This window comes from Pradoshia sp. D12 (genome assembly GCF_008935075.1).
GTDB lineage: Bacteria > Bacillota > Bacilli > Bacillales > Pradoshiaceae > Pradoshia.
In genome coordinates, this window is sequence record NZ_CP044545.1 from 889,403 (window position 1) to 908,488 (window position 19,086).

General features: G+C 36.7%; 21 protein-coding genes, 1 pseudogene and 1 other annotated feature. Of the genes and pseudogenes, 16 read left to right on the plus strand and 6 right to left on the minus strand.

Features of this window, described 5'->3' with window-relative positions; genetic code table 11:
• Positions 1-98: 98 nt before the first annotated feature.
• Complete coding sequence (locus F7984_RS04380; protein ID WP_066101725.1) at positions 99-527, minus strand: RrF2 family transcriptional regulator; 429 nt, start codon at positions 525-527, stop codon at positions 99-101.
• A 136-nt stretch (positions 528-663) separates the two neighbouring features.
• On the opposite strand from F7984_RS04380, the gene F7984_RS04385 reads away from it, so the two are divergent.
• From F7984_RS04385 to F7984_RS04395, 3 genes are all read left to right on the plus strand, one after another.
• Positions 664-1,422, plus strand: coding sequence for an SDR family NAD(P)-dependent oxidoreductase (locus tag F7984_RS04385; protein WP_140461138.1), 759 nt, complete (start codon positions 664-666; stop codon positions 1,420-1,422).
• A gap of 259 nt (positions 1,423-1,681) precedes the next feature.
• On the plus strand, positions 1,682-2,071 hold the full coding sequence (locus tag F7984_RS04390; RefSeq protein WP_066101721.1) for a hypothetical protein: 390 nt from the start codon (positions 1,682-1,684) through the stop codon (positions 2,069-2,071).
• 154 nt (positions 2,072-2,225) lie between these two features.
• Positions 2,226-3,038, plus strand: a complete 813-nt coding sequence (locus tag F7984_RS04395) for an alpha/beta fold hydrolase (RefSeq protein WP_066101718.1) — start codon at positions 2,226-2,228, stop codon at positions 3,036-3,038.
• A 70-nt stretch (positions 3,039-3,108) separates the two neighbouring features.
• Here the strand turns inward: F7984_RS04395 and F7984_RS04400 are convergent, their stop codons facing one another.
• On the minus strand, positions 3,109-4,314 hold the full coding sequence (locus F7984_RS04400) for an MFS transporter (RefSeq protein ID WP_066101712.1): 1,206 nt from the start codon (positions 4,312-4,314) through the stop codon (positions 3,109-3,111).
• Positions 4,315-4,378: 64 nt separating this feature from the next.
• Positions 4,379-4,649, minus strand: a binding site (T-box leader).
• 515 nt (positions 4,650-5,164) lie between these two features.
• Between F7984_RS04400 and F7984_RS04405 the strand changes: the two genes are divergently transcribed.
• The gene (locus F7984_RS04405; RefSeq protein ID WP_225983658.1) at positions 5,165-6,094 is read left to right on the plus strand and encodes a patatin-like phospholipase family protein; all 930 of its coding nucleotides are present in this window, start codon (positions 5,165-5,167) and stop codon (positions 6,092-6,094) included.
• 166 nt (positions 6,095-6,260) lie between these two features.
• On the opposite strand, the gene F7984_RS04410 is transcribed toward F7984_RS04405, so the two are convergent.
• Positions 6,261-6,854 (minus strand): SCO family protein, encoded by a 594-nt coding sequence (locus F7984_RS04410; RefSeq protein ID WP_139891472.1) that lies wholly within the window; start codon positions 6,852-6,854, stop codon positions 6,261-6,263.
• A gap of 197 nt (positions 6,855-7,051) precedes the next feature.
• Between F7984_RS04410 and F7984_RS04415 the strand changes: the two genes are divergently transcribed.
• The 5 genes and pseudogenes from F7984_RS04415 (at position 7,052) to F7984_RS04435 (ending at position 10,846) form a co-directional block, all read left to right on the plus strand.
• Positions 7,052-8,308, plus strand: coding sequence for a M48 family metallopeptidase (locus F7984_RS04415; protein ID WP_066101703.1), 1,257 nt, complete (start codon positions 7,052-7,054; stop codon positions 8,306-8,308).
• 129 nt (positions 8,309-8,437) lie between these two features.
• Positions 8,438-8,974 (plus strand): DinB family protein, encoded by a 537-nt coding sequence (locus F7984_RS04420; RefSeq protein WP_066101702.1) that lies wholly within the window; start codon positions 8,438-8,440, stop codon positions 8,972-8,974.
• A 65-nt stretch (positions 8,975-9,039) separates the two neighbouring features.
• The gene (locus F7984_RS04425) at positions 9,040-9,504 is read left to right on the plus strand and encodes an NUDIX domain-containing protein (protein ID WP_308810514.1); all 465 of its coding nucleotides are present in this window, start codon (positions 9,040-9,042) and stop codon (positions 9,502-9,504) included.
• Between the two features lie 46 nt (positions 9,505-9,550).
• Positions 9,551-10,008: pseudogene (locus tag F7984_RS04430) on the plus strand (GNAT family N-acetyltransferase).
• A gap of 22 nt (positions 10,009-10,030) precedes the next feature.
• Positions 10,031-10,846, plus strand: a complete 816-nt coding sequence (locus F7984_RS04435) for an aminoglycoside adenylyltransferase domain-containing protein (protein ID WP_140461140.1) — start codon at positions 10,031-10,033, stop codon at positions 10,844-10,846.
• Positions 10,847-10,958: 112 nt separating this feature from the next.
• Here F7984_RS04435 and F7984_RS04440 read toward each other — a convergent pair whose 3' ends face one another.
• Positions 10,959-11,189 (minus strand): IDEAL domain-containing protein, encoded by a 231-nt coding sequence (locus tag F7984_RS04440; protein WP_066101689.1) that lies wholly within the window; start codon positions 11,187-11,189, stop codon positions 10,959-10,961.
• 258 nt (positions 11,190-11,447) lie between these two features.
• Here F7984_RS04440 and F7984_RS04445 point away from each other — a divergent pair, with 258 nt between their 5' ends.
• Positions 11,448-12,044 carry a competence protein ComK gene (locus F7984_RS04445; protein ID WP_140461141.1) on the plus strand — a complete coding sequence of 199 codons (597 nt, stop codon included), beginning with the start codon at positions 11,448-11,450 and terminating at the stop codon, positions 12,042-12,044.
• 12 nt (positions 12,045-12,056) lie between these two features.
• Here the strand turns inward: F7984_RS04445 and F7984_RS04450 are convergent, their stop codons facing one another.
• Positions 12,057-12,431, minus strand: coding sequence for a YhjD family protein (locus F7984_RS04450; RefSeq protein WP_066101681.1), 375 nt, complete (start codon positions 12,429-12,431; stop codon positions 12,057-12,059).
• A 215-nt stretch (positions 12,432-12,646) separates the two neighbouring features.
• Here F7984_RS04450 and F7984_RS04455 point away from each other — a divergent pair, with 215 nt between their 5' ends.
• The 3 genes from F7984_RS04455 to abc-f all read left to right on the plus strand — a co-directional run bounded on the left by F7984_RS04455 (position 12,647) and on the right by abc-f (position 15,499).
• Entirely contained in the window at positions 12,647-13,258 is a 612-nt protein-coding gene (locus tag F7984_RS04455; protein WP_066101678.1) for a TVP38/TMEM64 family protein, read from the plus strand.
• A 99-nt stretch (positions 13,259-13,357) separates the two neighbouring features.
• Positions 13,358-13,477 carry an RAxF-45 family protein gene (locus F7984_RS19675; protein ID WP_368072416.1) on the plus strand — a complete coding sequence of 40 codons (120 nt, stop codon included), beginning with the start codon at positions 13,358-13,360 and terminating at the stop codon, positions 13,475-13,477.
• Between the two features lie 129 nt (positions 13,478-13,606).
• Positions 13,607-15,499 carry a ribosomal protection-like ABC-F family protein gene (gene abc-f / locus F7984_RS04460; RefSeq protein ID WP_066101673.1) on the plus strand — a complete coding sequence of 631 codons (1,893 nt, stop codon included), beginning with the start codon at positions 13,607-13,609 and terminating at the stop codon, positions 15,497-15,499.
• Positions 15,500-16,095: 596 nt separating this feature from the next.
• Here the strand turns inward: abc-f and F7984_RS04465 are convergent.
• Positions 16,096-17,106 (minus strand): IS1595 family transposase, encoded by a 1,011-nt coding sequence (locus F7984_RS04465; RefSeq protein WP_066101667.1) that lies wholly within the window; start codon positions 17,104-17,106, stop codon positions 16,096-16,098.
• 139 nt (positions 17,107-17,245) lie between these two features.
• Here F7984_RS04465 and F7984_RS19275 point away from each other — a divergent pair, with 139 nt between their 5' ends.
• The 3 genes from F7984_RS19275 to F7984_RS04475 are packed head-to-tail and all read left to right on the plus strand — an operon-like array spanning position 17,246 to position 18,748.
• Entirely contained in the window at positions 17,246-17,674 is a 429-nt protein-coding gene (locus tag F7984_RS19275) for a hypothetical protein (protein ID WP_225983659.1), read from the plus strand.
• A complete protein-coding gene (locus F7984_RS19280) occupies positions 17,631-18,302 on the plus strand; it encodes a hypothetical protein (protein WP_225983660.1) in 672 nt (223 codons plus the stop codon). Before F7984_RS19275 ends, F7984_RS19280 begins: the two co-directional genes overlap by 44 nt.
• 32 nt (positions 18,303-18,334) lie before the next feature.
• Complete coding sequence (locus tag F7984_RS04475) at positions 18,335-18,748, plus strand: GNAT family N-acetyltransferase (protein WP_066101664.1); 414 nt, start codon at positions 18,335-18,337, stop codon at positions 18,746-18,748.
• Positions 18,749-19,086: the final 338 nt, after the last annotated feature.

The window sequence follows — 19,086 nt, forward strand, 5'->3', positions numbered from 1 at the left end:
TCAAGAAGCATGCTTTTTTTGATTAAAAGATATGGCAATACTAAACGGCCTCAATTTGATAGTGTAGAGGTGTTTTATTGTAAAATATAAAGGTAAAATCAAAAAAGATTCTTTTTTAAAGAACTATTTGCAAGATCATTAATAGAATATTGGCTCAAGACATCTTTTATTTTATGTTGTGCTTCTAGTAGAATATCTAAAATATTTTTGTCCATTTCATCGATTTCTTTATCCATTTTAGTCGGATGTGCGTCTTTCACAATGGCAACATACACATCATAAAGAGTTGTCTTTTCGGGATTAACAACCAGCTTATAACCACCGTAGCGCCCTTCAAAACCTTCAACCATTTTTTCCTGCATTAATTTAGCTAATACCTTCCTAATAAAGCTCGATTCAACATTTAGTTTTTCAGTTAAAGTGCTGCTAGTTACAAGCTTTTTTTCGTTTGCAAGTATTGCTAAGGACTTAATGGCAACGATGAAGTTCGTTTTACCTAAGTAGCTTAATTGTAAGAGGTCTTCCATACATTCACGTCCAATCTGTTACTATTTTAGCAATGAATTGTTTGAAATTAAAGATAAAATGATTGACCTTAAATGGATGGATTGTTAAGTTTTAAGTGTGATAAAAAATCACATTTAATCGAATGGAGGGATTTTGATGGGACGTTTAGATAATAAAGTAGCAATTATCACGGGTGCTGCGTCAGGTATGGGGTTAACTGCAGTTCAATTATTCATAAGTGAAGGCGCAAAGGTTGTAGCAACAGATATCGCATTTGATAAGTTAGAAGAAGTAACTGCTGTAATAGAAGGCGATATACTATGTGCTCGTTTAGATGTCACTTCTGATGAAGATTGGAAAACTGTAATGGAACAAACAAAAGAGGCATTTGGTAAAATTGATATTTTAATTAATAATGCCGGTGTATCGTTTCATAAAACACTTTTGGAAGAAACATTAGATGGATGGAATCGTACTATTAACTTAAATTTAACCTCCGTGTTCCTAGGAATGCAATCCGTTATTCCTTATATGCAGGAAAATAGCGGTGGATCAATCGTCAATTGTGTATCTTTAGCAGCGATTATTGGAAGCGCTGACAATGGTGCAGCTGCGTATGCTGCAGCAAAAGGTGGTGTCCGTGCCCTATCAAAACATGCAGCTATCAACTTTGCTAAAGATAATATCCGAGTAAATTCTATTTATCCAGGAGCCATTTTAACAGGTGCTGCCGAGCGTCATGGTGTGACATCCCGAGAAGTATTGGGGAAAGCATTTGAAGGTACAATACCATTACCACCATTCGCAGGTGAAGCGATTGATATTGCTAACGGTTATTTATATTTAGCCTCTGATGAATCCAAATTTGTTACTGGTGAAGAATTAATCATTGATGGTGGATGGAGTTCTAAATAGTTTTATTTACCTTACTGAATTTACGGGGTAAAAACGGTAAATAAAAAGAGATATTTTACATTACTGGTGCTTTGACTTTGAATATGTATAATGAACCAAATGTTGCGTTGATTCAAAAGGATTAACGCTTTTTTCTGTTGAACCTCTTATGTGGTGTAGAAACAGTTAGCTGAAGAAGGATTTCTTAAACCTAATAGAGAATTTACTTGTTTAGAGTGACTTTTTGGAAGAGTATGCTCGTGATAAAGGGGGAAATATGATGCGTTTCACTGTCACAGGTCATGAGTTGAATACGGTACATGATATGAAAAAAATAACTTTATTATTAACTCAAGCAACCTTAGATGAGCTACATAAAGAAGAAAATAAAAAAATCCAAATAACGACTTCTCATTGTTTAATCATTGCCGACAAAATCAATACAAAAGAACCTATTATGGGTGAGATGTCTTTATTGGAACAATCAATCCTTGAAGCAGAAGATGATATACACAGCATTATTAATGAAGGCAATACTACCAATTTATCTGGAATGATATTGCTTAGAAATGTAAAAATAATTCCATTTTCAGCACCTGATAACTTCATTGAATTAGAATCCTATGCACTTTATACGGATCATATTATGGGCTTTAGTCTTACTGATTGATATGTATAGGTGAGAGTGATACTCCGAGCAGTCCGCTTCATATGATGTGACCAGCTCTTTTTTTCTAATTCTATAAACTGGGCAAGAAGGCCATGGAACGAATTATAGAGAATATTGAATGTAGGATTTACTGCTTAGAAATGAGGTTAATAGGATGCCATATTGCAAAGTCTGCCAGGCAGAAATATATTATGAAGACATAGGTGAAGGTAAACCCATTTTAATGTTACACGGGTATTCCCTCGATCATCGATTAATGAAAGGGTGTATGGAACCCATATTTACTGATAGAAATGGGTATCGCCGTATTTATTTTGACCTTCCTGGCATGGGTTTGACGAAAAACTATGATGACATTACAAATGCTGATGATATGCTGAATACCGTTCAAGATTTTATTCAAGCCATCCTGCCTGACCAAGAATATATCATTGCAGGTGAGTCCTATGGGGGATATATAGCAAGAGGAGTTATTCAAAATCAATATGATAGTTTATTAGGTGCTGCTTTTATCTGTCCGGTTATCTTCCCCTATTTAGAAAACAGAAGAGTGGAGAAACATCAAATATTTAAGACGGATGAAGAATTTTTAGCCACATTAACAACGGAAGATGTAGAGAATTTCAGCAAAAATAATGTCATACTTGATGAATACACATGGTTGAGGTATAAACGAGAGATTGTAAGCGGCAGTAAACTAGGTGATGAAAAATTTTTGATGGCGTACATAGACCAATATGGATTTTCCTTCGAGATTGACCAAACAAATTTTATTAAGCCAAGCGTTTTCCTGCTGAGCAGACAAGATTCGTCTGTTGGCTATCAGGACGCACTCGAATTAATTAAAAAGTATCCTAGAGCAACTTTCGCTATTTTGGATAAAGCAGGCCATAATTTACAAATTGAACAGCCCGAAATTTTTAACGTTCTAATAAATGAATGGTTGGATCGAATTGAAGGATTATGATAGATTATTAAATAATACAAAAAACAGGTACTTTCTCTTTTCTAGAAAGTACCTGTATTATTATTGTTTTTTATACTTGAATATAATAACTTCTTTTCGAATGATCAGATATAACAAAATTAATGACCAGCCCCAACAGGAAAAAAATAAAGGAACCCATGATATAAACAGGGCGAATATCAAATAGTTCGGCAGATAATCCAATTAAGGCTGTACATATGATGATTAAAACTGCCTCTAGCATCCCTAAGACACTGGAGAATCTGCCCATAATATCTACAGGCACATTGTTTTGGTAGAAGGTTAAAAAGCCTGTATTTGCAAATGATAAAGAAAATGTTAAAACGAAAAATCCTATTGAAGCCCATATAAAATCGTTTGAAAAGGCAAAGATTAGATAACCAATCGGAGTGAAGAACGCTCCAAGTCCCATTAGTACATTTATTTTCAATTGATTCGCAAAGATTGTATTTACTAGTGAACCCCCAATGATTCCTGCACCGGCAATACTAACAAGAAATCCATAGGTACTTTCGGATAAAAAGAGAACTTTGGTTGCAAATGCAGCCTCTAATGAATCTAAGGCAGACATACATACAGACATTCCGCTAAACAGAATATATATTAATGTTATATGTTTATTTGTTTTATTGAATTGAAGGATGATTCTCCAATCATTCACCATTAATGAAGGTTTAATTTTTTCATATATACGATCTTCACTCCCAAATTCTACATTTGGAAGAAACAAAATAATGATTACTGAAAAGAACAAAGCGAAAGAATTTATTTGGATTGCTAAATTAGGAGAACCAATGATAAAAAGGAAGCCCGCTATGGAAGGCCCTAGTATAAAACCACAGGAATTAATAAAATTTCGCATGGCATTAAATCGTTGTCGATTTGTTTTTGGAATTAATTTTGTCATGTAGACCATTGAGGTTGGTTCAAAAATAGACCTGGCAATATTGATGATAAATACAATGAAGTAAATAAATGGAAGTGAATCTAAAAACGGTAAGATAAAAATAAAAATGGCTCTTATAATATCTAGATAAATCATGAGCTTTCTTTTATTGAACCGATCAATTAAAGTCCCAGACCAGAAATTTGTACATAAGGATGCAATAGGCAATAGGATATATAGGATAGAAACGGCTAAGGGTGATTCTGTCTTATCCAAAATAATTAAATTTAATGCAATCAAATAAATCCATGCACCAACATTCGATACTCCAATTCCAAGTAAGAGTAAAAGGGGGTATTTCCACTTCATTTAATCCACTCCCAGACATTGATTTTTAGGCCAATAAAAAAGTCTCACCTCCAAGGTTAACAACCTTGGGGACGAGACTTTTGGAATTTAGTAGTTCGCGGTGCCACCCCAGTTTATTCCTGTGTCGCCACAGAAATCTTTTCGAGTACGCAGGACAAGGCCTGGTTATACTCTATCTCTTTAACGGGAGAAACCGACGCATAATCAATATCAGATGAAATATCCTATACGAAGCTCCGAGACTTGGTTCGGCGGGCTATTACATCCTCCATTCTCAGCTACTGGAGTTCTCTGTTATGCTTAAGCGCGCTTACTCTTCTTTTCATCGCTTTTTCCTTATTATGGATTTATAACATTATATATTGTTTTGGATAATATGGAAATACTAAAATAAAAATAAAAATGGGGATGTACTTCCTGATTTATAATTTTGTATTTACTAAGATTGAAATAGTATTTTTTTCAGTCACCACTTTGGCAGTCATTACAGTTAGAAAAATATATATTATTTGCCTTATAATAAATGTAAAGGGTCATAGCATAACTTCCTTGTTGAGGATTAGTTGTTCAACTTATTTAGTGGTATCAATAGATATATCAACAACGTCCTTGTATTATGGTGTTATGTGACCGGATTGTAGTGGAAGAATAAGTTTATTACTATCCTACCATTTAAATAGAATGTAAGAGCTGTCCTCTTATTAGCCATACTTCCCTGGCTTTCGGGACAGCTCCTTTTTACTAGGAAAAATAGTATAGATTAACCAGCGTTATAGAAGTTTTGATACGTTACAATTGATTGTGGATGAAGAGAGGCTTATGGCTTAAACAACATCTATAAACATCTATAATGAGCATGAATAAAGGAGACTTTTTGATGATTCCTATCAATATAAAAAATACGAGCTTGATCTTAGAGGGCGGAACATTCCGCATGGTATATACAGCGGGTGTCTTAGACGGTTTTTTAGAGAAAGAGATGATGTTTCCTTACATATTGGGAATCTCTGCGGGCGCTATTAGTGCTTGTTCCTATATTTCTGAGCAAAAAAACAGGACGATTCGCTTTATATCTACTTACCGGAATGATAAGCGCTATGTCGGAGTGCGCAATTTTCTAACGGAGCGAAGTCTGTTTGGGCTGACGTTTGCCTATGATACGGTTCCTAATCAGTTGGATTTCTTTGATTGGGAGACATATCAAAACTATCAAGGTCAAGTTTTGTTTGGCGTGACAAATGCCTATACCGGACAGGTAGAATACATGGATGGTAAAACAATGGACAAAGGGGCTACAATTTTGCGGGCCACATGTGCTATTCCAGTCCTGTTTCCTGAAATTAAAATAAATAATGTTCCTTATTATGATGGAGGATTAGCTGATTCGGTACCAATCCAAAAGGCGATAGCAGATGGCTATGAAAAGCATGTCATCATCTTGACCAGGCCGCGGGGCTACAGGAAGAAGCTCGACAGTCAGACAAAATGGGCAGTGAAGCTATTGCGTAAGAAATATCCGCAACTGGTTCAAGCCATGGAGAACCGTGCACATCATTATAATCAAACCATGGATTTGATAGAAAAGCTGGAGCAAGAAGGGAAAGCATTCGTTTATCGACCGCCGTTTGAACTTAAGAGTTTTGAAAAAAACACAGAGATTATGTGGAAATCACATAATAAAGGGTTAGAACAATTTCATGACCGAAATCAGGAATTACTAGATTTTCTTGGAGCTGATTATGCAGGCTGCAAAGCTGAAGCTTCTCTCTTGGAAATATAGGTTTCTCTAATTGTGCGAGGGATAGTATTTCCGCATAAGAACAAGACTGTCAATGGACAGTCTTTTCTTATACTCTTAGAGTGGATGGAGAAGGTTGATTGGTTTGATAATTAAAAAAGCTGTCTTTTTTTGCCTACACCTTTATATACAAATCTTCTGGAATCAGCTACATCTTTTCAGCATTCTTAACAATTTTCTTGTAAACTTCTTCTCGGTCAAAATCCTTTTCTCCCATTCCAAATACTTCAATGACACGGTTTTTTTCATTAATAAGATAAGTGGCATTTGTGTGGATTAGGAATCCTGAACCGGGGTCTTTATATTGGAAACGGAATGCATCTGCGAGCTTTCTTGTATCCTCTGCATCTCCACGCAATACATACCATCCGTCTGCAGCAGTTGTTTTAAAGGTCTCACCGTACTCTTTCATAATCGGGAGTGTATCCCGAGCTGGATCAATTGTGACTGTCAGGAATTCGACTTTATCGCCAAACAGACCGTCTTTCACAAGCCGATCGCGTATATCGACCATTTGATAGGTTGTATTTGGACAGACATCAGGACAGTTTGTATACATAAATTCCAATAGGCGTATTTTTTGTGGAATTTCCTTGAATGAATAATCCGTACCGGTAGTGGATTCCATTGTAACTTCATTAGGAAACTCCATTTGTGACTGCCTATAACCAGTGAAGTAGTATATACCAGCACCGATACTTAAAATTAATAAGATAGTAAAACCTATATATAACTTTTTCATATCGTTTAACAGTTCCCCTCTGTTTGTTATTCCTCCCCTATTTTACCATTATATAGATAGTGGTTATGGTAAAGTTGTTGGAAACTTGTGAGAAATGAGTGTCTATTTTGTGTCGTATGGAGAAAGAATGAATTAAGGTTCTAACTTGTACAAATGCCGGTAAACTATATAGATGGAATGTTTGAGGAGGGGTATATTTGCGGAGAAAATGGATTTTAATCATATTAGGCCTTTTTCTAATTTATGCATTGGCGATATATGTTTATCTTTTTCATGGTGCCAATACAGCTATTCCTGAATCGATGAGGGGAACCAATGCAGATCCCTCTACGTTTATGAATAAGGAATTGTTAGAAAAGAGTGAAACGTATTCTAAAATACGAAACTTTTTCTTTTTTATCAGTACACCGCTTGAGTGGCTATTCTATGCGATTGTTCTGATATCTGGATTGTCCAAAGGGCTAGAGAAATGGGGGAAGCAATCCTGGAAAAGACGTTCCGTTCAAATTAGCGCCTATGTCTTTTGGCTTTCACTCCTTTTATTTATTGTCTTCCTGCCGCTTTCATACATTCGATATAAAATATCGCTTGCCTATGGCATATCCTCTCAGGTTTTTTCCTCCTGGATGAAGGATAATTTTATTGAGTTTTGGGTGGATCTAGGAATGACTTTAATTGTTGTTCTTGTCTTGTATTGGCTCATTCGGAAAAGTCCCGCTCGCTGGTGGCTGTATAGCTGGCTTTTATGCATTCCATTCACGATATTCGTCATGTTTATTCAGCCGGTTGTCATCGATCCGCTTTACAATGATTTTTACCCGCTGAAAGATAAAGTATTGGAAGAACAAATCCTTGATTTGGCAGCAAAAGCCAATATTCCGGCTGAGCATGTGTATGAAGTAAATATGTCAGAGAAAACCAATTCTTTAAATGCTTATGTAACAGGGGTTGGCTCAAATTCCAGAATTGTACTCTGGGACACCACATTGAACAGCCTAGAGGATGATGAGATTTTATTTATCATGGCTCATGAAATGGCTCATTATGTGGAAAAACATATATACCTCGGTATTGCCGGGTATTTGGTTCTCATGTTGGTTGGTTTATGGCTGACAGATAAATGGATGAAAAGAGCCATACGGAACAGAGGGGAATTGTATCACTTAGAATCCATGAGTGATATTCGGTCATTGCCGCTCTTTTTACTGATTACGTCCATTCTGTTGTTCGCAGCAAGTCCCGTTACAAATTATGTATCCCGTGTGCAGGAAACAAGAGCAGACACCTATGCATTAAACATGACCGATAATCCTGAAGCAGCTATTTCCTCCTTTCAGAAACTTTCTGAAAAGGGGCTAAGCCAAGTGAATCCGCCTTTACTGATTAAAATATTCCGGAACAGTCATCCAACCATGCTTGAACGGATTGAAATGGCAGAGAAGTATAAAAAATAAAAAGTTATAATGAATAAAATGAAGAGCCCTTCGTTAGACGGAGTGGCTCTGTTTTTGCTATCGTGCAATAAAGGAATTTAAGCAATGAAGGTGGAATAAATAGAGGAAATACATAAAAGGAGAGGGAATATGCGAAAACAATTAAAACAAAATGAATATGCTCCTTATTATCAACCATATGTAGAATTAGTTCCGGAAGGTGATTTGATCCAAATTTTATCCGAACAAATAAAACAGACGATTGCCAATCTGGAAAAAACAACTGATACTCAGGCGGAATTCCGTTATGCCGAAGGAAAATGGAGTATCAAGGAAGTTATTGGGCATATGATTGATACAGAGAGAATCATGGCATACAGGCTTCTTGCAATCGCGCGAGGAGAACGCAGAAACTTGCCAGGTTTTAATGAAGAAGAATATGTTCAGCAAGCATCCTTTACAAAACAAACAGTAGAAGAGCTCCTACAAAACTTTTCTATCGTCCGTCAGTCAACGATTATATTATTAAAAAGTCTCCGCAGTGAAGAGTGGCTGCGCCGAGGCACAGCTAATGATTGCGATATAACGGTTCGGGCTCTGGCTGTTATCATTGCCGGGCATGAATTACATCATCGCAGTATCATCAGTGAACGATATATGAACGCTGACTCAATTCCAAATCAATAACCATATGAGCTGGATTTTCAGCTCTTTTTGTAATTTAAAATACATAGATAAAGGGATGAACGATGATGCCGATTCGAAATTCTGCTAAAGCCATTATTATTCAGGATGATCAATTACTTGCGATAAAAAAAGAAGATCAGGAAGGTGTCTATTATATATTGCCTGGTGGCGGGCAAGAGCATGGAGAAACCTTTCATCAAGCGTTAATAAGAGAATGTATAGAAGAAATAGGACAGGAGGTTGAAATTGGTGATTTAATCCTGATTCGTGAATATATCGGACAAAATCATGAACATGCTGCTTTTGATATGGAAACCCATCAAATTGAATATATGTTTTTATGTACGATTAAAGGAAGGAATACAGTGATTCAAAATGGACTAAATCCTGATGAGGGACAAATCGGAGTAGAATGGCTGCCGTTAAGTGATTTATTAGCATACAGACTCTATCCTCAAGCAATGAGAAAACAGGTAATCAACTATCACAAAGGTGATAAGGTTCCCGTCTATTTAGGAGACATAAATTAAAGATTTGTATATTCTTTTTGGGGCGTCAAAGGTGAGGGATGATTGAATGAAGATTAAATTGGATGATTTAAGAGGAACTGAAGTGGCTGCTTTAATTAGTAGCCATCTTTACAGTATGGCCGAGCATTCTCCACCTGAGAGTATACATGCTTTAAATCTGGAAGAGTTGAAAAAAACAAATATCACGGTTTGGAGTGTCTGGGAGAATGAGGAGTTAGTTGGCTGTGGGGCCCTGAAAGAACTTGATATGACTCATGGAGAGATTAAATCGATGAAAACTTCACTGAATCATTTAAGAAAAGGGGTAGCTAGAAAGCTGCTAGAGGACATTATCAATATAGCGAAGGAACGTAACTATAAGAAACTAAGTCTGGAAACCGGATCAATGGCTGCCTTTAAACCAGCCCAAAGGCTTTAGAGAGTGTTGGATTTCAATATTGTAAGCCGTTTGCAGATTACAAAGAGAACCCGAACAGTGTGTTTATGACAATAGAATTATACTAACTATAGTAATAGAGGGATAGGTATGTTGAAAATACCAAAAATCGTAGAAACTATTTTGAATGAATACGAAGGATTATTCAATGAATATCTGCCAAATGAGTTGGAGGGCTTGTATTTACATGGCTCCATTGCACTGGATGCCTTTGAAAAAGGTAAAAGTGATATCGATTTTATTTCTGTCACAAGTCGGCATTTCACAGAAGATGAAGCTGGTATTCTCTCAAAGATTCATAGAATGATCGCTCAAAAATATAAGACTCCAGAGATGGACGGTGTCTATATTACTTGGGGAGACTTAGGGAAAGTGAACAATAATCATCAAAATCATTTTTATTATAATAGCGGAAATTTAAGCTTTGGCCCCTATTTTAATTTCAATCCTGTGACATGGACACTTTTTGCTAAAAAAGGAATTACTGTTCTTGGGCCTGCTTCCTCGGATTTTGAACTGGAATTCCGCTCGAAACAATTACAATCCTATGTATTCGCGAATATGAATACATACTGGGGCGATCGAGTTCAGTGGTTGGAATCCTCATTCGATGAATTGCTGAACATGCCTGCTCACGATATACGGGAGGAAATAGAATGGACAGTTCTTGGGCTGCTTTGTCAATACTATACGTTAGCGGAAGACGATATCATTTCCAAGACAGGGGCAGGGAGATATGGTTTAAGCCATATGCCAAAAGAGTATCATCAGATTATTAATGAAGCTGTTCTTGCTCGCACAACTGATAAGGAGACTTTATATAGTTCAAACAAGGAACGTTTGGATTCGACCCTAACATTTTCAAAGTATTTGATTAAATACTGTCAACGTTTTCATTTTATTTAGGGAAATACCGTGATTAAAGAGTGAAAACAAGAAAATCACAGGGCGGGATTAAATGATCCTCGCTCTGTGATTTTGTTTATACACCGTATTTATTCGTTACAAGTTGTTTGAATTAATTCCCAAAGTTTTTCTCCAATTCAATTAGCTCGGCGGAAAGTTTCATAAATGCTTCTTTGTCCTTATTGTCCAAGGCATGATCGATTTCTTCTTTCAGTTTCCTATGTGCATGGGTTAGTTGAGCTTCGTAAATCATCATATCCATCAGTAGATCTTCCATGGTCCCCTGGTCAACAGTCACATCAACAGCTTTTACGATATCTGTATTTGCTTTTTCGTGATTCATGGATATCCCCCCGTTGCTTTTTTTTATTATAAGTCAGATGAAAAGAAAAATCAACTAAATATTTAAATTATTCAGAAAATTTACTTTGGTAGTTTGAAATAGTTATTTATCATATACCCAGAATATAAAATGAATTAACCGTAACAATCATGGGGGTTCTGGGTTAAAATTGAAATTTTGGTGAATAAACCAATTATTTTAAAATATTATGTTATATTGAAATTGTAGTTTAATTGCAGGATTTATAAGGAGGAAGCTATGGAAAAGAACGTGATTACCAGGAGAGAGGATTACGAAATAAGTCCATTTACATTTGCTGTTGTTCCAGTAGAATACGGATCGAAAACGTATTCTAAAGTGATTGAATTTGATGAAGAAATTTTAGTACCTTTTAGGCCATCGGAAGTAGTAAAATCCAGCTGTGATTATTTTGGGGCTGATTATCCTGGGAGGTGCCAGTCGACGAAAAAGCTCCTCGGTATCTCGCATAAAGTGCCGATATCGTTAGAAGCGGCTAATCGATTATTCTTTTTTCCTACTACATCTCCTGCAAAAGAATCATGTATTTGGCTTTCTTATGAACACATTGTATCCAGAGTTAAGATTGACGCGACTAAAACCCAAATTAATTTTCATAATAAGCAATCTATCGTTGTTCCAGTTTCATATAGTATCATTGAAAACCAGATGCTCAGAACTGCAATGCTGAAGTCGAAGCTGCTTCAAACCTTAGCAGAGACGGAGCGAAAGACACATTATTTATATAACGCCATGCAAGTTAATGATAGGAATTCGGATTTCCAAGCAAAGCATGGTTTAATGCATTCATCAAATAGTTATAAGGAAGGTCGATGAAACTTATTGCTGTTAATTTTTCAGTTGGTCAGTCCACTGCTTCAAAAAATAATACTCCAGTAATTCCTGTACTTTATTTCGAATACGGGGATTGAAATAATTATGGTATTCCTCATAGCCTTTATACAGAAATAAAAAGGAGGTGAATGATTCGTCTCTTTTTGTTTCTTCCACTTTGAGTTGATGTGTCCTCATATAGTGGCTTGCTTGCTTCAATTCTGCTTGGACCTGTTTCATGGTTTCATCAATTAATAATATGTATGGTTGTTTTAATTTAAGGGGCGATGCTTTTACCACTTGAAGGTCTCGGGCAAGTACGGTGAGGACCATGGGTAGATAGATCGCTTTTTCCATTATATTGCGCTCTTCTGTAGGGATGCGGGTCATGTAAATCGCGTCCTTTCAATGTCTGTAAAAAAAAAACGAACGTATGTTCCTATATAGAATAATCGCTTTTCACATTTTTGACAAGTTTATTTTCTAACTAATTCTCTCCTTACAGCAATCTGATATAATAGGGGTAAGGATTGTTTCAATCTAATGTATATGGGGATATTTATATAGTATGGACTGAATTTGTTATTTGTTTGTGAGGAGAGACTATGGATCTTAATTGGTTAACAGAATGGCTAACATTGGAGCATTTAGCCGAATTAATAAGTGATTATAGAAACTTAGGTCCCATTCCGGGATTGTTGCTCCCGTTTGTTGAAGCGTTCCTTCCTTTTTTGCCTTTGTTTGTTTTTGTGACGGCTAATGCCAATGCTTTTGGCTTATGGATTGGATTTCTTCTCTCCTGGACAGGTGCTGTCGCTGGTGCGATGGTTGTGTTTTATTTGTCCAGAAAATATGGAAAGAAAAAAGCCCTTTCATTTTTACATAGACATTCGGCTGTGCAAAAAGCGATGCTCTGGATCAATCATCATGGATTTGGCCCGTTGTTTATCTTGCTTTGTTTCCCATTCACTCCTTCCGCGATCGTAAATATAGTTTGCGGATTATCTGACATTAGTCCAAAACAATATATGCTTGCTGTCTTTGCAGGGAAATTGGTCATGATCTTTACTATTAGTTATATTGGCCATGACATTATGTCTTTAATTCGCGAACCAGTAAAAAGTATTATTGTTGGTATCGTCATTTTCCTTTTATGGCTAGTAGGCAAACAAGTAGAAATCCGTTTGAATCGGGTGGAACAGAAGGACCATTCGTAGAATGGAAGGATATCTGTGAAGAGTGAAAAAAGCAGTTGTTAATAGTTGACTGAAAGTTTATAATTATAACTAAATTATTCCATTAAAGGAGGTGTAGAGATGAATCGTTCTGTGAAGGTATGTTTGCAATGGCTTGAAAACTTGTCATTGATCCGTGCCATTTTTCATGTGCAATTTCGCCAAGGGGGTAGTCTGCCCTTTTCAGGAAATTTCATATGAAAAAGAACGATAATAAGTCTCTATACCCTTGATAAAATAGGAATTCAAAAGCCATGGGGAAGTCTTATATCGACTTTCCTATGGCTTTTTTTCATGTACAGGGTATGAGCATGAGAGGGGTTCATACACATGATTGTATGCAGTGTACAGCAAATTGAAAAAAACTATGGCGGAACAAAGCTATTTGAAAATATTACGTTTGAGATCAAGGAAGGAGAACGAGTTGGATTCGTCGGTCGGAATGGCTGTGGGAAATCAACAATTCTAAAAATGATAGCAGGCGTCGAAACAATTGATGAGGGGGCTATTCACATTAAAAAGGGTGCAGCAATAGGCTTGCTGTCACAAATCCCTGACTTTACTGACGGCATCACGGTATATGAATGCTTGCAATCTGCTTTTGGCCATATGATTGAGCTGAAGGAGAGACTGGATAAATTAGAACATAGTATGGCTACTGAGACCAATGATAGCTCATTGGCTCGCAGTATAGAACAGTATGGAGAAGTTCAGGAGCAGTTTGAACGGCTTGGTGGCTATGAGATGGATAGCACGATTATGAAGATAGCCAATGGGCTGATGCTCGATTTGATGCTCGATAAACGTTTTGTTTCCTTAAGCGGAGGTGAGAAAACAAAAGTTTGTTTAGGAGTGCTGCTTCTGCAAAAGCCAGATCTCCTATTGTTGGATGAACCAACCAATCACCTGGATATTGGTGCAGTTGAATGGCTTGAAGGATTCCTCGAAGACTATGATGGGACAGTTCTGATTGTCTCGCATGATCGATTTTTCCTGGATCGAACAGTTAAGAGGATTTTAGATTTGGACGATGGAGAGGTATTCGTATACGAAGGAAACTACTCTGAATTCGTGCAAGCAAAAGAAAAGCGGCTTTTGGAAGAATTTAATCAATATAAGGAACAGCAGAAGAAAATCAAAAAAATGAAGGAAGCGATAAAACGATTGCGGGAATGGGCCAATCAGGCGAATCCACCGAGTGAAGGATTGCATAAACGTGCCCGCAATATGGAACGTGCCTTAGAGAGAATGGAGAAAATTAAACGGCCCATTTTAGAAAGACGTAAAATGGATCTAGACTTCGACCAATCTGAGCGAAGCGGTAAAGATGTCCTGCAGCTTCATGGAATTACGAAGCGATTTGGTACGCAAACACTGTTTGAGAATATGAACCTGCTTGTTCAATACGGTGAACGAATTGCGATTGTTGGTGCTAACGGCACCGGGAAATCAACCATTCTTAAACTGGTTCTGAATGAGTTTACACCTGACGTTGGAGAGGTCAAACTGGGCAGCAATGTGAAGATTGGATACTTGTCTCAACAGCTATTTCAAGAAGGAAAAGACATGACCGTTTTGGAGGCCTTCCGCCAAGAGGTCCATGTTACAGAAGGGGAAGCCCGTCATATTCTGGCCCGGTTCCTTTTCTATGGTTTTCAAGTCTTTCAAAAGGTAGAAAAATTAAGCGGGGGTGAGCGTATGAGATTACGACTCGCTCAGCTAATGTACCAGGATATTAATTTATTGATACTGGATGAACCAACGAATCATTTGGATATTGATTCGAGAGAAGTGCTGGAAGAAGCATTAAGTGAATTTTCGGGGACCATTATTGTGGTCAGCCATGATCGATACTTGCTGAATAAGCTATTTCAAAAAACATATTGGCTACAAAATCGAATATTACAGGTTTATTTAGGAAATTACTCTTGGGCGAGAGAGCATATGCTTGCAGATATGTTACAAGTAAAGCAAGCAAGTCAATTGGTGACTCAGAGTCAGAGTAATGTGAAGCTTGTACACCATGTAATTTCGAATGAGACTTACGAATCACTGGAGAAAAAAATTGATAAAGTGGAACATCGCTTATCAGAAATCATTCGTGATATGGAGAAGGAGACAGCGGTAGAAGCACTTCAACTACTATATGTAAAAAAGAAAGAAGCAGAAGAAGTACGTGAAGACCTTTATGAAGAATTGGATAGGTTGGATTGTGGAGAGTAGATCACCTAAAATAAATCAAATAAAGGCTGAAGAGACGGCAAGCTAATGATTGCCGTCTTTTTCTTGCTTTTGAAAAAGAAATTGTGCAGGGAAAAAGTGGAATTTGTCGAATGAGATTGTTGTAGGCGAAGTGATTGATATTTTTATTTTTGGCTCTTTTCGTATAGATTGTTGCTTTTAGGTACAAAAAGGAATTATTTTCTTTTTATGGTATATTATAATATAAATGAAATAGGTGAGTAAATAATAGGAGGTTGAGAATTATGAGGGAAAAATGTATTAAATGCGAGTCGGCAATGGTTGAAGCTAAATTAGATAGCTACCCAATCAGGGTTTATAAATCAACAGAGAAGGCGAACTCAAAAACTATGAGTGAGGTCTCTCCTTGCTATGTTTGTTCTAACTGTGGCTTTATAGAACTTTACGCTTTAAATCCTGAAAAATTGAGTTAAAGCCAGCTTTAACTGAATAAGAAATACAGTCGTTCCGACATAGGAATGGCTGTTTTTTAATACCTCATTCAGGGATACTGAATATTACAAGTGCAATAGGTTTATTCCTTCACGTTCGGTACAGAAACTTAATAAAAATTGAAGTTACATTATCCCTCTTAATGTATTTACAGTTGTTTTATCAGATTTCTGACAGGCAGAAATAAGCATTTGATTGACTCGTTCATCAAGTGCTATTTTTTTGCCAATTTCAAGCCATCGGAACCAATAGAGATAGTTGTCCAGATATTTCGTTGCAACACCTTGAAAACGTTCCATCCAAATTTTTAGGCGATTATGAAAGTTATTGACGTGCTGAATGTGGTATATGCCTTTCTTTACACGCTGTTTTTGTCGCTCATTGACCGTTTCGTGCTGTAATCCCTTTACCTTTGCAAACTTTTTATAATTGGTTGCGGTATCTGTACATAACAAAGCAGACGGGTGAATATACTCACCTATCACAGCGTCAATTTCTTCGGCTTTTACACGCCCTGTTCCTGCTTTACGAGCAATTACACTACCATTACGGTCTTGTGCAACAACAACAGCAATTTTAAGGTTAGAAACCCCTCTTTTTTCGTCTTTTTCTCCACGCTTCTTGGGTTTTCTATGGGTGATTTCGTTACCTTTCATAGACTCACGAAAGAAGGTTTCGTCACTCTCAACGATACCTTGCAATTGATTAAATCCAAGACTTCCTAATGCGTTCAAGATTTTATGTCTCCAATAGAATGCAGTAGAGATGTGTATATGAAGTTTTTCAGCGATTTTTGGTAGGGTGTATCCTTCTACCATTAGTTCAATGTATTTCACCCATTTTTCGGGGTAGCGAGAGCCTGAAAATGGCGTATTCGTCATATCATTGAAAGATTTTCCGCAATCATTACATAGATAGCGTTGTCTTGAACGATATTTACCGTTTCGTTTAACCGATGTGCTACCACAATGAACACAACCCAAACCAGACGCAAATCGGGCTTCACGAATGCTTTTAAGTAGTCTCGTAATTTTATCTGGTTCATCTGGAAACAAGTCCTGCTTCATAGCGTTAAACAACGCCATTTGCTCTGATTTAGTTAATTCGCTGAAGTCTTCATACACATCTGTCCACATATCCGAACGCCTCCCTAAACCCCATTATAACCTTTAAAAGTATGGGCAAGAAAGCAACAATCTATACGAAAACAGCCTTATTTTTTAACACATATAGACAGAAAAAAGTCGAATTGTTTCGGAGAAAGGTGTGAAAATGGTGATTGTGAAAAGATTCTTATATCGAGAGTTTTTATTGATTATGCTGTTTCTGCTTGTTCTAATCTCTAATGTTTGTTTATATCGTACAGCGTTTGGAGTTGAAATTTTACAATACAATCCAAATGGTGCAGTGGTAGGCTCCATAATTGATTTGGCATTGGTTTTGCCGGTTTTATTTATGGCATGGAAGAGAAGCTGGGGATGGAAAAATATGATTTTATTGGCGGCCAGCGGTCTCGTTTTAGTCCGCTTCCTAATTCCAATGGAATATTTGGCGCCATTTGAATCAATCACTTGGGTCGGCTTTCTGATTGAGGGTTTATTAGTATGTTTTGAAGTGCTGCTCATCGTCTCATTGTTCAAATATATGCCGTACATTATCCGTGCTGTTAAAAATAGTCCACTATTCATTCTCGAATGCCGTTGAGCAAAAAATGAAAAAAACGCCTGTTATTATTCAAATGATTTGTTCAGAAATGCTGATTCTTTATTATGCTTTTGCAAGCTGGAACAAAAAGATGAAGCTGAGCGAAAATCAATATACCTTGCATCAAAAATCAAGCTATATTGCTTTCCAAGTGATGTTGATTCACGCGATTGTTTTTGAAACAGCAGCAATTCATTGGTGGCTGCATGAAAAATATTTTCTATTGTCCATGATCTTACTCCTTCTAAATTTATACTCGGTCATTCTATTTGTGGCAGATATACAGGCTGTCCGTTTGAATCCCTTAAAGATTACGGAGGACCATATGTATATATCTCTTGGATTAATGAAACGTATGGAAATAAAGTGGACAGATATTGAATCCATAATTGATGAACAAGAACAACTTAAGCAAAAGGTTACTGAAAAGACGATTGAATTCATTTACCGAGATTTAGAAGAAGTTTATCCAAATGTTATTTTAAAATTAAAACACCCCGTTCAAGCCACTCTCATAATGGGCATAAAGAAAGAATATGAACAAGTTGCGATTCGAGTGGATGAACCAGAAAGATTCAAGGTTATTCTGAGAGAAAAGGTCACATTAGATAGGGATACTAATCATTAGGAGTAACGATAAAAAAGGCATTGGGGGATATCATGATTCACATAGAGCATGGGCAGCCCATACAAATCCGCAAATATAGTGAGCAAGACTTTGTTTCTGTAAATAAGCTGAATGCGGAAGAACAATGGACAAACTTGGTTGCGGGGAAAGATAAAACAAAGCAAGCCTGGAACAATTCTAATATAGCATTTGTTGTACTTTCAAAAGAGGAAGTTATCGGATATATAAGGGGCTTTACTGATAAACATGTCACTCTCTATATTTGCGAACTTTTAATCGACAAAAGATACCGGGGGCTAGGGATTGGTCAGTATCTGCTAAAGTTTGTACATGGATTGTATCCCTCTACGAGAATAGAGATGCTGGCAAGCAGTGAATCTCAATCCTTTTATAACCAAATTGGTTACAGACCTTTTTATGGATTTAGAAAAACATTTGGTGAGTAATTTTAGTCATCTGTTTTCGTTTTTTTGAAAAGTTTAAAGTAAGGATAGCGCCTAATAAGAAACAAATATAAAGTGAGATATCCCAACGTATGTAAGTAACAGTAGATACTTCTAAAGTCGTACATCATTTAAAACTTAAAATGGTCTAAAGTATTTCATTAAATGACAACCCTTTTATCCATATATCGCTAATTAATAGTGGCTTAGAATTCAATAAAGAAACTAACCAAAACAATGATCACAATCCAGATGGTCATTGTTTTATTTTTGCAGTGAAAGTTTTCCACTTGCCGATTGTCATTTTCATATTAGTGCCTATTTTGACTTCTCCTCTTTCT

What these genes read in the sequence shown, in the direction of transcription:
- F7984_RS04380 (WP_066101725.1), bottom strand. Translation starts at nt 527, where the DNA reads ATGGAAGACCTCTTACAATTAAGCTACTTAGGTAAAACGAACTTCATC.
- F7984_RS04385 (WP_140461138.1), top strand. Translation starts at nt 664, where the DNA reads ATGGGACGTTTAGATAATAAAGTAGCAATTATCACGGGTGCTGCGTCA.
- F7984_RS04390 (WP_066101721.1), top strand. Translation starts at nt 1,682, where the DNA reads ATGCGTTTCACTGTCACAGGTCATGAGTTGAATACGGTACATGATATG.
- F7984_RS04395 (WP_066101718.1), top strand. Translation starts at nt 2,226, where the DNA reads ATGCCATATTGCAAAGTCTGCCAGGCAGAAATATATTATGAAGACATA.
- F7984_RS04400 (WP_066101712.1), bottom strand. Translation starts at nt 4,314, where the DNA reads ATGAAGTGGAAATACCCCCTTTTACTCTTACTTGGAATTGGAGTATCG.
- F7984_RS04405 (WP_225983658.1), top strand. Translation starts at nt 5,165, where the DNA reads ATGAGCATGAATAAAGGAGACTTTTTGATGATTCCTATCAATATAAAA.
- F7984_RS04410 (WP_139891472.1), bottom strand. Translation starts at nt 6,854, where the DNA reads ATGAAAAAGTTATATATAGGTTTTACTATCTTATTAATTTTAAGTATC.
- F7984_RS04420 (WP_066101702.1), top strand. Translation starts at nt 8,438, where the DNA reads ATGCGAAAACAATTAAAACAAAATGAATATGCTCCTTATTATCAACCA.
- F7984_RS04425 (WP_308810514.1), top strand. Translation starts at nt 9,040, where the DNA reads ATGCCGATTCGAAATTCTGCTAAAGCCATTATTATTCAGGATGATCAA.
- F7984_RS04435 (WP_140461140.1), top strand. Translation starts at nt 10,031, where the DNA reads ATGTTGAAAATACCAAAAATCGTAGAAACTATTTTGAATGAATACGAA.
- F7984_RS04440 (WP_066101689.1), bottom strand. Translation starts at nt 11,189, where the DNA reads ATGAATCACGAAAAAGCAAATACAGATATCGTAAAAGCTGTTGATGTG.
- F7984_RS04445 (WP_140461141.1), top strand. Translation starts at nt 11,448, where the DNA reads ATGGAAAAGAACGTGATTACCAGGAGAGAGGATTACGAAATAAGTCCA.
- F7984_RS04450 (WP_066101681.1), bottom strand. Translation starts at nt 12,431, where the DNA reads ATGACCCGCATCCCTACAGAAGAGCGCAATATAATGGAAAAAGCGATC.
- F7984_RS04455 (WP_066101678.1), top strand. Translation starts at nt 12,647, where the DNA reads ATGGATCTTAATTGGTTAACAGAATGGCTAACATTGGAGCATTTAGCC.
- F7984_RS19675 (WP_368072416.1), top strand. Translation starts at nt 13,358, where the DNA reads ATGAATCGTTCTGTGAAGGTATGTTTGCAATGGCTTGAAAACTTGTCA.
- abc-f (WP_066101673.1), top strand. Translation starts at nt 13,607, where the DNA reads ATGATTGTATGCAGTGTACAGCAAATTGAAAAAAACTATGGCGGAACA.
- F7984_RS04465 (WP_066101667.1), bottom strand. Translation starts at nt 17,106, where the DNA reads ATGTGGACAGATGTGTATGAAGACTTCAGCGAATTAACTAAATCAGAG.
- F7984_RS04475 (WP_066101664.1), top strand. Translation starts at nt 18,335, where the DNA reads ATGATTCACATAGAGCATGGGCAGCCCATACAAATCCGCAAATATAGT.